The sequence below is a fragment of the Imperialibacter roseus genome, from assembly GCF_032999765.1.
GTDB classification, from domain to species: Bacteria; Bacteroidota; Bacteroidia; order Cytophagales; family Cyclobacteriaceae; genus Imperialibacter; species Imperialibacter roseus.
Map to the genome: position 1 here is coordinate 3,079,066 of NZ_CP136051.1, position 16,102 is coordinate 3,095,167.

The window sequence follows — 16,102 nt, forward strand, 5'->3', positions numbered from 1 at the left end:
AATAAATTGTATGAATTGAAATTAATGTGCAAAGGTAGAGAGAAGCTTATTGAAATACAAAACTCTGTATAAAATATCCTGACAGGATTATTCTCCTTCCGATTGATCTGATAAGGCTTTTTCTGTTGGCGAACCCTGGCGTTTCTTCTGCACAAAGTCGGCCCATTTCTTCTTTAACCGATCCATGAACATAAGGTAAACATCGGCATCGAAAAGCCGTGAATCGTTGCGGGCCTGCCGGAGGAAAAATGCTCCGAAGGGCAACAGCACCATATTGGGCATCCAGGCGGCGACAGCGCCATCGAGCAAGCCTTCCCTGGCGTACTTTTCGCTCATGATGCTCACTACGTAGAATATAATGAAAAACCCAATGGACAGAATCACTGGCAAGCCAAAACCTCCTTTTTTGATGATGGAGCCTAATGGAGCCCCAATGAAAAACATGACCAGGCAGCTAAAGGCCAGAGCTACCTTTTTGTGCTTTTCGATAATGTGGCGATAAATTTCCGAGTTGAGGTTTTCTATTCTGGTAGCCTGATTAGCGAGGTTAGTCTTTATGTACCTGGCCTTTACCAGGGCGTCATTGACTGCCCGGGTTCTTCTGCTATTGTCGGCAAAATATTTTTCGAAAGTAATTGTATCTCTTGCTGCCTTTTTTCTTTGTAATACCAATTCCTTGGCTGCTCTAATACTATCTGCCTTCGCCTGCTCGTTAGTTTTGGCCTGAGTCTTCGCCAGCGCTTCAACGGCGGACTCTCTCGTAATGCGGGGGGCAGCAGGGGTATTCCCTGTGTTTGGAGATAAAATACTGTCTTCTACAGTGATCTTTACCTCCCCCTGCGACACCGCTACGGCCTCCCTTTCCTTGCTCGTGGCAGCCCTGATAGAGTCAATTTTCCTTTGTCTTCTTTCCTTCAGGTGGTAGTCGTACATTCCATCGGCATTATTGAGCAGATTGAGCCTGACTTCGCTGACCACGCCCTGCATAGAGTCAATGTCATGGGCAAGCTCGCCCATGTCTTTCATGAGTCTGTTGCCGGCAAAAAGCTCCTGTTTGGTACGGTTGAGGTCAAATGAAGCCAGACTGAGCACCATTTTCATTTGACTGAACTCGTTTCTTGCCAGGTCGTTCACCCCACCAAAACTGGCTGTTCTGTTAAATTCATTTTGCCTTGATTCCTGGTAAGAATTGCCATCATAGAGCTCAAAAACGAGGTAGCGGTCATTCAAGATGGTATACATTCTGCATGAATCAGCCACAGTGACGCTATTATTGCCCATTTCTCTGGTGTGATCGTAAATGATCACGTCTTTCATCGACACACCATCAGGAAACTTCTGATTGACTTTGATGCTATAGTTGGGAATGCCATTATAAAACTGACCTTCCCGGATATCCAGCGAAGGCTTTTTCTGCCTGATGTCATAAAGCAGGCTGTAGGCATTGATATTGGCTTCGGGCACAATGAAGTTGTTGTTCATGAAGGCCAAAACCACTAAAAATAAGACAGCGATAAAAAGTGGCCTGAGGGTTCGAACCAGCGAAATACCTGCTGACTTGATGGCGGTTAGCTCGAAATGCTCTCCCAGGTTTCCAAAGGTCATAAGAGACGAGAGCAGTATCGCTAACGGCAAAGCCACCTGTGACATATTGATGCTGAAGTAAAAGATAAGCTCGGCAAAAACGCTAAAACCGAGATCCTTTCCCACGAAATCGTCGAAGTACTTGAGCATATATTGCACAAGCAAAATAAACACCACCACCAAAAAGGTGAGGAAGAAGGGGCCGAAAAATGATTTTAGTATAAGCTTATCAAGTTTCTTCATGCCTGCGGAAAAGTGCTTTGCAGATTAAGGTGCGAGCAACACCTGTTAATTAACCGCAAAAGTAGGCAAAAAGTATTCCTTAACCACCGACTATTTCTTTTAGCGTGTGGATCATTGATTCCCAAAGATCTTCCAATTCTTCAAGATCATCCATGTCAGAATAGTCGGTGATCTTGAGGTAGGTTGACTGCGTCATTTCGTTTTCCTCGAGCTTCAGCTCTACGTAATTGGGGTCGTCATTGTCTTCAGTGCCTTCAAAAACGAACTTAACAAGGCTATTGGCTCGGTGTGAAGTCATCTTAGCTTTGTTTTTCTCCCCGTCCCAAATGAATATGTAGTCCTTGTCTTCGTTGATGTTTACATCGTCGGCAAACCACTGCGCCAACCCACTCGCTGAACTCACATATGGAAAAAGCATTTTTTTCGATGCCCTGAATTCAAACTCTGCTATATACTTGTAGTTACCCATATCGAACTTCTTCAAAAGTGCCTTAATGTATTAAAAATAAAATTGAAGTGAACATAATTTATTTTTTAATAGCCAAATGAGGTGCTTAAGTACTGCGATTCGAACCAACCAGAGGGTCTTTCAATCTTATCGATATGTTCTTCCCCAATAAAAGTTGAAGATTATGGTTGGCAATTAGAAAACAATCTTCATACATTTGCACTCCCATTTTTGGGAGATTAATGGCGGGGTAGCTCAGATGACCTACCCGGCCGGGATAGAGCGCAGGATTCATATCCGCTAGCTAGCGGACGGAAGTTTGATACTGTGAAGAAGATATTTGAAGTAATTGATTTGGCGGGGTAGCTCAGATGGTTAGAGCGCAGGATTCATAACCCTGAGGTCGGCAGTTCGATCCTGCTCCCCGCTACAGTAAGAAAGCAGCTCAAAAGGCTGCTTTTCCTTTTTCGACTATGTTCACCGTTTACGCACTACATAGCGCCAAATTCAATAAGATTTATATCGGCTACTCATCCGATATGGAGAATCGACTAGATGCCCACAACATCTATCAAACCAAAGGCTATACTTTCCGGTATCGTCCATGGGTTGTAGTTTATACAGAATCCTACCCGACAAAAAAAGAGGCGATGATCAGGGAGAGGCAACTTAAGTCGGCGAAAGGAAGAGAATTCATTTGGAACTTAATCAACTACAGGCAAGATGATTAGAGCACAGCGTTCCTTCCGCCAGTAGTCGGACAAATGATCCGCCGGTTGGCGGACGGCCAGTGAATCCTGCTCCCCGCTACAGTAAGAAAGCAGCTCAAAAGGCTGCTTTTCCTTTTTCGACTATGTTCACCGTTTACGCACTCCCTCCTCATGCTTTAGGATCAATCTGTATTTCTGAGGGGATTGATTTTTGGCATGGTTATTTTGTGCTTGCATAAAAAAGCAAAAGATCCAAGCCTATCCGACTGGAGAAGCCCGACCGGGCGAGACGCATTGAGCCAGTTTTACTTTTTTATTGCCGCCTATTTACTGCATCGAATAACTTTCCCTTTGAGTTTTATCGTTCAGGTTTTCCGCTTGATCCATGCGTTGTTGGTTCCGAAAATATATTTGACATCAGTTGATGACTTGAGCATATTCGCTAAATATCGTTAAGGTTTAATTGCATATTTTTACCAACGCCTATAGCTACTTAAACTTATTCTAATGAAGGATTCACCTACTAAAACTACTGTTAAGCAGCTTCTAAGTATTCCCGTAATGGTGGCTGCACTGGGGTACCTTGTCGATATGTATGATCTATTCTTGTTTAGCATCGTTAGGGTGCCAAGTTTAAAGTCGCTTGGTCTTACAGATGAACAGGTGTTGAGTGATGGAATTCTACTGCTGAACCTGCAGATGGTGGGGATGCTCATTGGCGGGTTGTTTTGGGGTGTGCTTGGCGACAAAAAAGGAAGGTTGTCTGTTCTGTTCGGGTCCATTTTAATTTATTCGATTGCCAATATTGGAAATGGGCTGGTGACAACTATTGAGCAGTATGCCGTGCTAAGGTTTATTGCAGGATTCGGTCTTGCCGGCGAATTGGGAGTGGGAATTACTTTGGTCGTAGAAATCCTCCCTAAGAATATTCGGGGTTATGGAACGACATTAGTAGCTACTATGGGCGTTTTTGGCGCATTGCTTGCCTTTTTGATTGTCCAGTTTTTTGAGTGGCGAGTTTCCTATTTTATCGGAGGTGGACTTGGGCTGTTGCTCATGGCATTAAGATTAAAAGTTTTTGAATCTGGTATCTTCCTGCAATTAAAACAGCAAAACGTCAGGCGGGGAGACATACGTATGCTGTTCAATAATAAAGCGAGATTCTTAAAATATATGACCAGCATTGTTGCTGGCATGCCTATATGGTTTGTGGTCGGCATCCTGATTACCTTCTCTCCTGAAATTGGCAGAGCGATGCGCCTTGGCCAACCAATTGATGCGGGACAGGCAGTGCTTTTTGCGTTTGCGGCACAGGTGGCGGGCAATCTGGCAAGTGGTTTTCTCAGTCAATATTTACAAAACAGAAGACAGGTGATTTTTTCGTTCATGCTGGGCTCATTTTTTCTGACAGTTATCCTCCTATTAGCACCTTTCTCAAGCACAACTCTGTTCTACCTGCTATGTGGTTGCCTGGGCTTTTTCAGCGGCTATTGGACACTTTTCATCACTGTGGCAGCCGAGCTGTTTGGCTCCAATCTGCGTGCAACCGTGGCTACCACCGCCCCTAACTTTGTGAGGGGAACGATCATTCCACTCACCTCTATTTTCCTGGTAATGAAAGGCTATATCGGAACCATTAACAGTGCCCTGGTTACCGGAGTTCTCACTTATTTAGCAGGCATGATAGCACTTTACTATCTGGAAGAAACCTTTAAGAAAGACATGAGCTTTGTCGAAGAAGCCTGATATGAGTAAAAGTGATTTCATATTGCGGCCGCTGAAATTGAACGATATCAGTGCAGCAATGAACTTATCAACTGCTGAAGGCTGGAACCAAACAGAAAACGATTGGGCACTGCTTATTAAGGAGAGTGAAGGCACTTGTGTGCTGGCAGAGCATGATTCAAAAGTTATTGGCACCACCACGGCTATCAACTATTCACGCCAGCTAGCGTGGATTGGTATGGTGCTGGTCGATAAATCGTACCGTGGCCAGGGGGTAAGCAAAGCTTTGCTCGACCATGTTTTCAAGAACACAAGCGACATATCGATCAAACTGGATGCTACTCCCGATGGGCAGCAGGTGTATCGACGGTTTGACTTCAAAGACGAGTACCTTATCGACAGAATGGTGAATGTATCGTTGGCTAATTTTGCGTCATTCGACAACAGCGGCATAGAACCAGAGCCAGTGAAGCCCGAGAATATCAAAGAGATTGTTGCTTTTGATGCTGCTGTTTTCGGCACAAAAAGAGAGCAGCTCATTACCTCACTTGTAAAGGAATATCCAGGTAAGGCATGGATGGTAAGGCATAACAATCGGGTGACCGGGTTTGTGCTGGGAAGAGATGGCAGTAAATACCATCATGTGGGGCCGGTTTCTGCCTCAACTATTGAGGACGCTCAGGCCCTCATTGCAAAATCGGTCGGGGTGCTGATCCAAAAACCCGTGGTGGTAGATGTGTTGCAAGACAAGCAAGCTTTGATTGCTTCGTTAAAATCGCTGGGATTCACCAAACAAAGGCACTTTGTGAGAATGTACAAGGGCGAGAATCATTTCCCAGGCATTACCGGGCATTACTACTGCATCTGCGGCCCTGAATTTGGCTAGCCCACTTATTAAACCCGGGTCCTAAACCGGTTTGGGAGAACTATTGAGAATTATTTAACAGTCCTGCTTTGCAGAAATGCCTGCACAAATTCATCATCAGTCAAATGCCTGTAACTTTCACAAATCCGATCAATCTCTTCAGCCTGCCCGCCCGAAAGCACTTCCTCTGCATTTAGACAAAACCCTCCTTGTAAAAGGCCCTGCCTGCGCAGTACTTCATGAATGCCAGGAATACATCCCTTGAAAGCGTTCCTGGCATCAAAAATAACGGCATTCATATCAGTTACCTCCACCCCTTTTGCCAGCAATGTTTCTACTCCTGCATAATCATTTGCGACACACACCTTTATTTCATTGAACAGCTCAACTGCTTGCTTCGTCCAAACAGCCCAATGCCCTAACAGCCCACCAACAAACGTTTTTTCAACCTTGTCTCCATTCACCATGAATTGGTAAGGTGTGAGCAAGTCGGCAACGATGTTGTCGTCATTGCCCGTGTAGAGTGCGATTTCCTTTCTTCTGCTGGAGTGACACACCGCCCTGACCACGTCCAGCGTCTGGTACCGGTTGAAGGCGGCGACCTTGATTGCTTGCACATTGGGGATTTCGGCGAAGTCCCTCCAGAAATCATAGCTCAAATAGCGACCTCCCACGGCAGGCTGGAGATAAAAACCAAAAACCGGAATTATTTCAGCGACCGCCTCTGTGCGCTTGATGAGTTCAGCTTCTGTGTAATTGTTCAACCCACCATTGCTGAGCAAGCCAAGGTGGTAGCCGTACTTCCGTGCTAACTCAGCTTCTTTAAGCGCTTGCTCCACCGGCCCGCAAATACCCGCTACTTTAATAAAAGGACGTGCCAATTGCGCTATTGCAATTTCATCAGCAGTCATTTTGAGTACCGGCTCCAACAAATTGATTTCCGGTTTACGGATTTCGAACTGCGTGGTGTGAACGCCTACTGCCACCCCTCCTGCTCCACTGCCTATATAATAACGGGTGAGCTGTCGCTGCCTGGCTTCATCCAAATGCAATGCTGATGTGAGCGCCAGTGGATGGGCCGGAATAACCGTCCCCTCGCTTAATAACTTTGCCACAGAGGAATCGAGTTGTATATGTTTAGGCATGGGCTTAGAATTTTCCTTTTCTTTCTGAAAAGTGAGTGGGCTTATTTAAAATTTCACCCCCCTCAACGTACCATTCAAGGATAGCCTCCATCATTTGTTTCAAGCTCACTTTGGGGTAGCCAAAAAGACGAAAGGACTCGGCTGCATTCGATAATAATGAGGTGGATTGCTCTTCGTTGATAAACTGAGGCGCTATGCCCAGTATTTTTCCAAATTCTTCAGCCAGCCATCGGACTGAAACAATTTCGGGTCCGGTGACATTCAATATCTTGGCTGGTGTAGCACAATGGTGAAGCGCTCGTAAAGCTATTTCGTTGGCATCGCCCTGCCAAATCACGGTTACCGTGCCCATGGCCAGGTCAATCGGTTTGCTCTCCTTCACGGATTTGGCTATTTCCAGCAACACGCCATACGAGACGTCGTTGGCATAGTTCAGCCGGTAGATTAAAATGGGTGTGTTGCTTTTGGTGGCGAAGTATTGGAAAATGCGTTCACGGCCCAGGCATGACTGGCCATACTCGCCAATGGGCTCCGGTGGCAGCGATTCGGTAGCCCCGCCACTTACTACGGGGACGAACGGATAGACATTTCCTGTGGAGAAAACGACAATGCGGGAATTTTTGAACTTCTCTGCTACTCGTCCGGGCAGGTAGGTATTCATGGCCCAGGTAAAAGATTCATTCCCTGTGGTGCCAAACTTTGTTCCAGCGAGGTAGAGGACATTAGGCGCCTCCGGAAGCGCCTGTAGCTGGTCTTCATCGAGCAAATCAGCTGTAATTGTTTCAATACCATTTTGATGCAGCCTGGCCTGAAGACCTGGTTCAGAAAAACGGGAGACACCAATAATCCGCTTTTTTATTCCTGACTGATCCACCGCCTGCCTTGCTAACAGGGCAAGCGCCGGCCCCATTTTGCCCCCTACCCCTAAAATAAGTATGTCTCCTTCAAGCGTGGCTATGTCAGCGATAAGGGCTTGGGATGGCTGTAAATACTGCTGGTATCGTTTTTCTAAATCGTTCATCTTAATCATTCAATACAAATTCCTTTTTTGCGGCCAAATGAATCAAGGCAGCTGATTGATAGCAGTGACGTGGTGGCAATTCAGCATTCCTTCGCTCGTTCTTCTTCTTCGGAATCGTTCACCACATATTTGGAGACGAGCGGATTCTTCTAAATGTCTGTCTCACATTTTCCGTCAAGCAATGATGTCTGTAAAACCACTACTAGCCGTCTTATTTCTGGCAGCAATGTCAATTTTCAACTCTCAGTGGCGAGTTCCAACAAGTGATTAACTCCAGTTAGAAGTGCGTCAAACTTCATCAAGTTAACCCCTTCACAAGGTATAATTTTGCTGATAGTTTTAGATAGAGAAATCTAAAAATGTTACCGAAGGGAGATTACACTATTCAATAGACCTCATCAGTTCAAAACAAAGATTGTCAATCAATTGCTTCCTGCTATTGAAGGTAGCACCGACGTTAGTGAGGACGATCACCGCCGTTTTTTTATCGGGGTCTATCGCCATCGAAGTTTTGAAGCCCCCGCTCCCACCATTGTGCCACAAGAATGGTTTTTCCGTTTTGTTCTTAATGATATGCCAGCCAAGTGCAATATCAGTGTCAGGTGTTACCGAAAAGCTCATCTGCTTCATTAGACTAAGTTCACCGTTTAAAGCATCAAAACTCCAAAGGGCGTATTTCGCAAGGTCTGCTGTAGTAGAATAAATGCCCGCTGCGCCTTCCAATGCCCCCATGTCCCAGTAGGGTGTCCGTTTTCCGTTGCGGTTATAGCCCTGAACGAGGTTTTGTTTGACAGCCATCCTGTCGGCCGTTGTATTGATCATGTTGAGCGGATCAAATATCTGCCGCTGAAGCATCGTTTTGTAGTCGGTATCCTTCATCTCCGCCAACACATATCGCAGCAACCCCATGCCCAGGTTGGAGTACTCATATTTTTCACCGGGAATGCCATTGAGTTCAAGTTTTTCTGACAGATAAGTCTTCAGCTTAGTCTCTGAGCACTTCGCATAGGGGTTGTCAGCATTGAATATTGTCGTACCCATATTGGAAGGGATACTTGGCAGGCCTGAGGTGTGATTGGCTAATTGCCGGAAGGTAAAATCGGGGTTTCCCTTGAGCTTTGCACTGCTAATTTCTTTCACTAGGCCATCCAAATTGATTTTTCCCTCGTTGACCGAATTGATCAATAAATTCGTGGTGAACACTTTCGACAGAGAGCCAAGTTCAAAGACGTTATTTGAGTTAAATACTCTATGAAGTTTGTCCTCCTTTCTTTCGAGTCCATAAAAAACCAGCTTGCCATCATTAATAATCGCAATTGAAAACTGTGTCTCATTTGGAAACATGGAAACAACCTCAGCAATACTATCAATTTGAGGATCGGTTAGCCCACCCGACTGCCCCAAGTTCTCGTAGGCTGCTTGCTTGACTGGTTTAGTGACCTTGCAACTGGCAACAATCAGAAGAAATAAGCCCAAAATCATTTTGCTAAATAGGAGGCTTGTGGATAATGAACTTGTCTTCAATTTGCTCTTGTGAGTTATTGCTTGATAGATGCGCAAATCGTAAAAAGGTTGTTTATGTAATTTCGTCTTTTGCTGCTATTCTTAAAAAATGTCACTTCTCAAGCTTAAGCCTGATTTTGGTCATAACCAAAAACGAGGTCCTTTTCTTCCTTTGTAGAAAATATAGTGAATTATGCAGCAGCAGTCATCCCTTCTTTCCAAATACAATATACCAGGACCCCGCTATACCAGCTACCCAACCGTGCCTTATTGGGAGTCGGACGATTTCACCTGCAAGCAATGGACCCGAAGCTTCCAGCAAGCATTTGCTGAAACAACCGATGAAGAGGGCATTAGCCTGTACATTCACCTACCCTACTGCGAAAGCCTGTGCACATTTTGCGGGTGCAACAAACGGATTACCAGGAACCATGGAGTGGAAACGCCCTATATCAGCACTTTGCTGAAGGAATGGGACTTGTACATAGCAAGGCTTCCAAGAAAACCCGTGATTAAAGAGATACACCTGGGCGGCGGAACACCCACTTTTTTTTCTCCCGTCAGCCTGCAATGGCTAATTACCGGTATACTTTCAAAGGCCCATATGCATCCCAAAGCATCTTTCAGTTTTGAAGGCCACCCTAACAACACCTCCTATGAGCATTTGAAAACACTGGGCGAACTGGGTTTTAACAGGGTAAGCTATGGCATTCAGGATTTCGACCCGGTAGTGCAGGAGGCCATCCATCGCCATCAGACGTTTGAAAATGTGAAGCAGGTGACAGAGTGGTCAAGGGAATTGGGCTATACATCTGTCAACTACGACCTGGTTTACGGTTTGCCTTTCCAAAGATCAAACTCCATCATAGATACGATTGAGAAAGTAAAAGAACTGAAGCCGGATCGCATAGCATTTTATAGTTATGCCCATGTGCCATGGATCAAAGGAAATGGGCAAAGGAAGTTCTCAGAAGCTGATTTACCAAAAGATGATGAAAAACGAGCATTGTATGAACTTGGAAGAGACATGTTGCTGGACAACGGCTTGGTGGAAATAGGCATGGATCATTTCGCCACAAAACAGGATGAGCTTTATGAATCATCAATTAACGGACAGCTTCACCGTAATTTCATGGGCTATACAGCGTCTTCGACCAAATTACTGATCGGGTTGGGCGTTTCTTCTATCAGCGACTCATGGTATGGTTTTGCGCAGAATCACAAGGATATTGAGACCTACCAAGAGTCCGTCGAAAGTGGCTTTTTGCCCGTTTTCAGAGGGCATATACTCAACCAGGAAGATCTCATCCTCCGACAGCACATACTCGATTTAATGTGCCGGTTCTCAACAACACTGCATGAGGCACAAATGTCGTACCGCTCCATACTGGAAAGGCTGGCTGAGCCTATGCAAGATGAGCTAATTGAATTGAGCGGAGACGATGTCCGCATCACTGAAAAAGGACGTGCGTTTATCCGCAACATTTGCATGGCATTCGATAAGCGGCTTTGGCGCAAGCAACCCGAAACCCAACTTTTCTCATCCACTATCTGATGGTATGAGAGGTTTGGTGACTAAAAGGTTTGTGCTTTACTTTGAGCAAAGCCTTTTACCCAATGAAAAAACCTACCTACCTGTTATTTGCTTTGGCACTCACGATGGCCGCTTGCCAACTGTCATCAAAAAAACAAACGCTGAATGAGCTGAAGCAAAACATCGCAGCGGATTTTGAAGCCAACACCGGCGACTATGCCATTGCCTTCAAGGATCTCAGCAATCCTGACAATCAACTGTACATCAACGAAACGGAGACGTTTCATGCTGCCAGCACGATGAAAACGCCGGTCATGATTGAGCTGTTTAAGCAAGCCCGTGCGGGTGAGTTCAGCCTTTCCGACTCCATTCTGGTTGTTAATGAATTTAAAAGTATTGTGGACTCATCGGCCTATACCATGGATATAGGCGAAGATAGTGGCGAAGGACTTTACAGCTTTATTGGCCAAAAGCTCACCATTTATGATCTGACGTATGAAATGATCACTGTGAGCAGCAACCTGGCCACCAATATCCTCATAGAATTGGTAGGTGCTCCGAACGTAATGACAACCATGAAATCATTCGGAGCTAACGACATCCAGGTGCTGCGTGGCGTGGAAGACCAAAAGGCCTATGAATTGGGCATGAACAACACCACAACAGCTAAAGACCTGGCCATTGTGATGGAAATGATTGCAACAGACAAGGCCGGTGCCCCGGAAGACTGCTCAGCAATGATTAAAATTCTGAAAGACCAGCGATTCAATGACATCATCCCAGCCTATTTGCCGAATTCAGTTTCTGTGGCGCATAAAACAGGCTCCATCACCAAATTGCATCACGATTCTGGCATTGTTTATCTACCAGATGGACGGAAATATGTGTTGGTACTGTTGTCTAAGAATCTGAATACCATGGAAGAAGGCACTGAGGTGCTGGCAAGGGTGTCGGAGAAGGTTTACAGCTATCTGAATCAATAGTCGGCAACAGCACTAGTGTCAAAAAGAACGCAACCGAATCAATCGGGCTAAAGCAATCTGTCTCGAGGTTAACATGTTTACCGCCCTCCTTTGAGATATTTGTCTACCAGAGTTGCCGTATATCTACCTATTTTGCTTGCTCAAATTAATTTGACATATATTGATGAAACAACACCTACTTGAAAAGGCATCGTTGAAGCTTCTGCCTTTCGTCTTTATCACCCTCATTGGATTTTCTTGCAGCGAATCACGTGACAGCTCACTTTTGGTTGTTTACGAAAAAAACCATGCGTTATCGGCATCAATTGGCCAACTGATGGCCGATGCTACTGCAAAAGGCATAAAGACCGATACATTGTCTATCACCAGCGAACGCCCTGGCGACAATCTTTGGAAAAGCAAGGGAGTACTTTTGCTGGCAAATACAAATCACTTTACTCCACAGTGGCAGACCGACATTGAACGTTATGTGCAAACAGGTGGAGCGCTCCTCGCTCCCAGCGACACGGTTAACCAATATCAATGGCCCTGGCTATATGCGGCAGGAGGAACCGGCTCAAAAAACTATGATGGTGGAAAAATCACCTTTTTCACAGCAAGCGACTTGAGCAGTGAGATGATCACATCCTCGTTATCGGACAACGCTATCGTGGAAGAAAGTGTGAAAAGTTTAGCCGCACCAGATGTCAGTAGATTCACCAAAATCATTCTCGACGCTGAGGTCAACGAGCCAATGGAGCTGGATATACTTCCTGATGGCAAGCTGCTATTTATCGAGAGAGAAGGCAACCTGAAAATGTTTGATCCGGAGTCGAACGAAACAAAGATTCTTCACACCTTCAAAGTAAATACTGAAGGTAACTACGAAGACGGCATGCTTGGCCTGGCAGTAGACCCGAACTATGACCAAAACAACTGGATCTATATCTACTACTCTCCCCTTGGTGGTGCTTCCAGGCAAAACCTATCCAGGTTCACGCTGCTGGCCGACAGCCTGATAGTGGGCAGTGAAAAAATTGTACTGGAGGTAGGCGTGCAACGGGAAACCTGCTGCCATTCGGGCGGAGGTATTGTGTTTGGCCCTAATGGTCATCTTTACCTCAGCACGGGCGACAACACCAGCTCGAAGGAATCGAGCGGCTACTCCCCTCTTGACGAGCGCCCTGGCCGTGGGCCTTTCGATTCACAAAAGGGCTCTTCCAATACGCATGATCTTCGTGGTAAAATTCTAAGGATCAAACCTACAGCGGACGGCTCCTACACCATCCCCGATGGCAATCTATTTCCGAAGGACGGTTCACAGGGACGACCCGAGATTTACGTCATGGGTTGCAGAAACCCATTCCGGTTCACAGTAGATATGAAAACCGGATACGTGTATTGGGGCGATGTCGGGCCCGACTCTGGCAGAGACAGTGAAAAAGGCCCTCAAAGCTACGACGAATGGAACCAGGCAAAAACACCTGGTTTTTACGGCTGGCCTTACTTCGAAGCGAACAACATTGCCTTTCCTATGGTTGATTTCGCAACAGATGAAATTGGCCCCAAGCAGGATCCTGCCCACCCTATCAACGAATCGCCCAACAATACCGGCTCCAGAGAATTGCCTCCTGCAAGGCCTGCCATGATTTGGTATCCTTACGGCCAGTCGGACATTTGGCCGATGCTGGGCACCGGCTCCAGAAGTGCTATGTCTGGCCCTATGTACTACAAGCCAGCTGGCGCTTCCAAAGCTGGATTTCCTGAGTATTACGATGGTAAGCTCTTCATTTATGAGTGGGCACGTAGCTGGATCAAGGTGGTATCGTTTGACGAGGACTGGAACCCGACGCAAATTGAATCTTTTCTGCCTGACGAGCCATTCGTGAAGCCCATCGACATGGAGTTTGACAAAAACGGTGTGATGTACCTGCTGGAGTATGGCTCCAACTATTTTGCCAACAATGTGGACGCAAGGTTGGTAAGGATTGAGTACGCCGAAGGCAACAGGGCTCCGGTGCCAGCGATAGCCACGGATAAGACAAAAGGTGCAGTACCCCTCACCGTTAATTTCTCAGCTCAGGGCTCTTTTGACTACGACAAAGACGATGCTTTGGCATTTAGCTGGACAACCAAAGACGGCAAGAAGTATGAAGGCCGTGATGTGAGCATTACTTTTGATCAACCCGGTGAACAAGAAGTGAAGCTTACTGTTACTGACTCCAAAGGCGAAACTTCATCAGCCTTTACCAGGATCATAGCCGGTAATGAGCCTTCCAACATCGTTTTTGACTACAGCGGTAACCAATCCTTCTATTTTGGTAAGGAAACCAATTCTTACAAAGTAATCGTAACCGACAAAGAAGACGGCAGCACAGAGGATGGCAGTATTACCAGCGAGGCAGTAAGCGTCAACTTCAGCTACCTCGAAGGCGGCTACGACCAGGCCAACCTGGGTGAGGATTTCTTCAAGAACCCTGCTATCAATGTGAAGGGCAAAAACATGATCGCTAACAGTGATTGTTTGTCGTGCCACTCTGTCGATCAGAAGTCGATAGGCCCAGCCTATCTCGAAATTGCCAAAAGGTATGCCGATGACTCATCATCACGAGACATGCTGGCAGGCAAAATCATCGAAGGCGGCAATGGCAACTGGGGCCACAGCCTGATGGCAGCCCACCCGCAGCTAACACTCGACGAAACAAGGGTGATGGTGGACTATATCCTGTCGCTGGTGAAGGAAAGCCCAACGACAAGTTTGCCTTTGACGGGCAGTGTTACGCTGAATAAACAGACCGCTGAAAACCAAGGCGCTTATGTTGTCGGCATTCGGTATACCGACAAAGGAAATGGCACCATTCCTGCCATCGAGTCGTCAAAGATGATTATGATCAAGGCGCCCGTACTTGAGGCTGAAAACTACAATTTCTTTAACGACGTGCAACAGCAGCGCCCCAACGGTGGCGACTTTGCCTTCCTGAGCAACATCAACGATGGCTCATATATTGGCTACAAAAACATTGACCTGAAGGGAATCAGCAAAATTTCTGTGACCTTAATGGCTGTGGAAGGTGGAACGATCAATATTGTTTCAGGTAGCCCCACAGGCAAGGTAATAGGCACGGTGGATGTACCTGCATTCGAAGGTTCATGGAGAGATCGCAAATGGACAAATGCTGACATCACTATTGGTAAAGTGGATCAGATTGGCAATTTGTATTTCGTCATTTCTCATCCTGAAAAGGAAACTAATCTGATGAGCCTGGATAAAATCAGCTTTTTTAAATAAATAGAAAGTAAGTCATAGTCGAATAGGAAAGCACCTGTCTTAGTGAGATAGGTGCTTTTTTCGTTTCTAGTCAATTATCATGGTCTGGTGAAATACGACTTTCATTTATGTGCCACCATGGTTCAGAAAGTCGATCTGAAATCCAATTAAGTTGACCTTACCTTCACTGTCCTGCCTTATCTGTTTTTGTGGACGAAACACTGCCATCAATATCCACAGGGGCTGTCCCTACTCTTCCCACAGCGGGCAGTTCAAGCGCCAAATCAAACACATCAACCTCCATGCTTAAACCCAGTACATTCACCTCCAACCCTTCCTGAAAACCTACTGTCAGACCCAGTAAACCATACACGGAAGCTTGCACACCTGTTCCGCTGGCTGACCATCCAAAGGTTTCTTTCCATGGCCGCCAGTCCTTTCCAATGGCTGTAGATGGAAGGTCGAGACCAAGCTCAGGAACTTCAAGACCAAGCCATGCAATAAACGTATTGCTATTGGGCCCCGGCCAAACTGTATAAGTATCAGCGTATGGATATGTCTCAATAGCTGCTTCCACCTGGCCGATAAGCAGTTCAGCTTCGCTTCCCCTTTTATCCAACAGCAATGTGGGTTCATTACCATACCAGCTTTTGTCGGGAATACCAGGCTCTGTAAACAGGGCCGTTCCATTTCTGCTTAGCGCCCAGCCTATAATCTGGCTGACCTGATAGTGATCCGCTGCCTGCCGTTTGGTAGCAATCCAGGTGTGTACAGCAAGTATTTTTTTGGTACCCCAGGTGCGAGCGGCATACACCTGGATCACCGCACCTTCATACTGTTCGGGTTTGGGGGCCAAGCAATAGCTGTAGGCCGAGCCACCAATGTCAGAGGCAGCGAGGCGTTCCCGGTGAATCTTAAAAGGTTCGATCAGGTATATACCATAAACATAGCATAGCCCAAACACTAACCAGGCCACTTTCGATAAGCGAAATTTTTTCTTTGGTTTGACATTGAGTTGACGATCCATAAAAGCGATTACTTCCAATTTACGGCTAGTGACTCAAAAGGTGACACTGCCTCATCACTTTAGGCTA

General features: G+C 46.0%; 12 protein-coding genes and 1 tRNA gene. 7 read left to right on the top strand and 6 right to left on the bottom strand.

The features are described from left to right. Positions 1–87: 87 nt before the first annotated feature. Both RT717_RS12730 and RT717_RS12735 read right to left on the bottom strand, forming a co-directional pair. On the bottom strand, positions 88–1,827 hold the full coding sequence (locus RT717_RS12730) for an LptF/LptG family permease (RefSeq protein WP_317492120.1): 1,740 nt from the start codon (positions 1,825–1,827) through the stop codon (positions 88–90). 79 nt (positions 1,828–1,906) lie between these two features. Further along, positions 1,907–2,311 carry an START-like domain-containing protein gene (locus RT717_RS12735; RefSeq protein ID WP_317492121.1) on the bottom strand — a complete coding sequence of 135 codons (405 nt, stop codon included), beginning with the start codon at positions 2,309–2,311 and terminating at the stop codon, positions 1,907–1,909. A 320-nt stretch (positions 2,312–2,631) separates the two neighbouring features. Here RT717_RS12735 and RT717_RS12740 point away from each other — a divergent pair. The 4 genes from RT717_RS12740 to RT717_RS12755 all read left to right on the top strand — a co-directional run bounded on the left by RT717_RS12740 (position 2,632) and on the right by RT717_RS12755 (position 5,596). Next, positions 2,632–2,705 (top strand) — tRNA-Met (locus RT717_RS12740). 43 nt (positions 2,706–2,748) lie between these two features. Next, on the top strand, positions 2,749–3,006 hold the full coding sequence (locus RT717_RS12745; RefSeq protein WP_317492122.1) for a GIY-YIG nuclease family protein: 258 nt from the start codon (positions 2,749–2,751) through the stop codon (positions 3,004–3,006). Between the two features lie 486 nt (positions 3,007–3,492). Further along, entirely contained in the window at positions 3,493–4,731 is a 1,239-nt protein-coding gene (locus RT717_RS12750) for an MFS transporter (protein ID WP_317492123.1), read from the top strand. Between the two features lies 1 nt (position 4,732). Beyond that, complete coding sequence (locus tag RT717_RS12755; protein ID WP_317492124.1) at positions 4,733–5,596, top strand: GNAT family N-acetyltransferase; 864 nt, start codon at positions 4,733–4,735, stop codon at positions 5,594–5,596. Positions 5,597–5,646: 50 nt separating this feature from the next. On the opposite strand, the gene RT717_RS12760 is transcribed toward RT717_RS12755, so the two are convergent. The 3 genes from RT717_RS12760 to RT717_RS12770 form a co-directional block, all read right to left on the bottom strand. Further along, a complete protein-coding gene (locus RT717_RS12760; protein WP_317492125.1) occupies positions 5,647–6,720 on the bottom strand; it encodes a dihydrodipicolinate synthase family protein in 1,074 nt (357 codons plus the stop codon). A gap of 4 nt (positions 6,721–6,724) precedes the next feature. Continuing rightward, a complete protein-coding gene (locus RT717_RS12765; RefSeq protein ID WP_317492126.1) occupies positions 6,725–7,741 on the bottom strand; it encodes an NAD-dependent epimerase/dehydratase family protein in 1,017 nt (338 codons plus the stop codon). Between the two features lie 381 nt (positions 7,742–8,122). Next, positions 8,123–9,223: a serine hydrolase domain-containing protein gene (locus RT717_RS12770; RefSeq protein ID WP_317492127.1), complete on the bottom strand. Its 1,101-nt coding sequence runs from the start codon at positions 9,221–9,223 to the stop codon at positions 8,123–8,125. Between the two features lie 214 nt (positions 9,224–9,437). On the opposite strand from RT717_RS12770, the gene hemN reads away from it, so the two are divergent. The 3 genes from hemN (at position 9,438) to RT717_RS12785 (ending at position 15,029) form a co-directional block, all read left to right on the top strand. After that, positions 9,438–10,799: an oxygen-independent coproporphyrinogen III oxidase gene (gene hemN / locus RT717_RS12775; protein WP_317492128.1), complete on the top strand. Its 1,362-nt coding sequence runs from the start codon at positions 9,438–9,440 to the stop codon at positions 10,797–10,799. Between the two features lie 62 nt (positions 10,800–10,861). Further along, on the top strand, positions 10,862–11,761 hold the full coding sequence (locus tag RT717_RS12780) for a serine hydrolase (protein ID WP_317492129.1): 900 nt from the start codon (positions 10,862–10,864) through the stop codon (positions 11,759–11,761). A 163-nt stretch (positions 11,762–11,924) separates the two neighbouring features. Further along, positions 11,925–15,029: a PQQ-dependent sugar dehydrogenase gene (locus RT717_RS12785; protein WP_317492130.1), complete on the top strand. Its 3,105-nt coding sequence runs from the start codon at positions 11,925–11,927 to the stop codon at positions 15,027–15,029. 163 nt (positions 15,030–15,192) lie between these two features. Here RT717_RS12785 and RT717_RS12790 read toward each other — a convergent pair whose 3' ends face one another. Beyond that, positions 15,193–16,035, bottom strand: coding sequence for a DUF3750 domain-containing protein (locus tag RT717_RS12790; protein WP_317492131.1), 843 nt, complete (start codon positions 16,033–16,035; stop codon positions 15,193–15,195). Positions 16,036–16,102 lie beyond the last annotated feature (67 nt).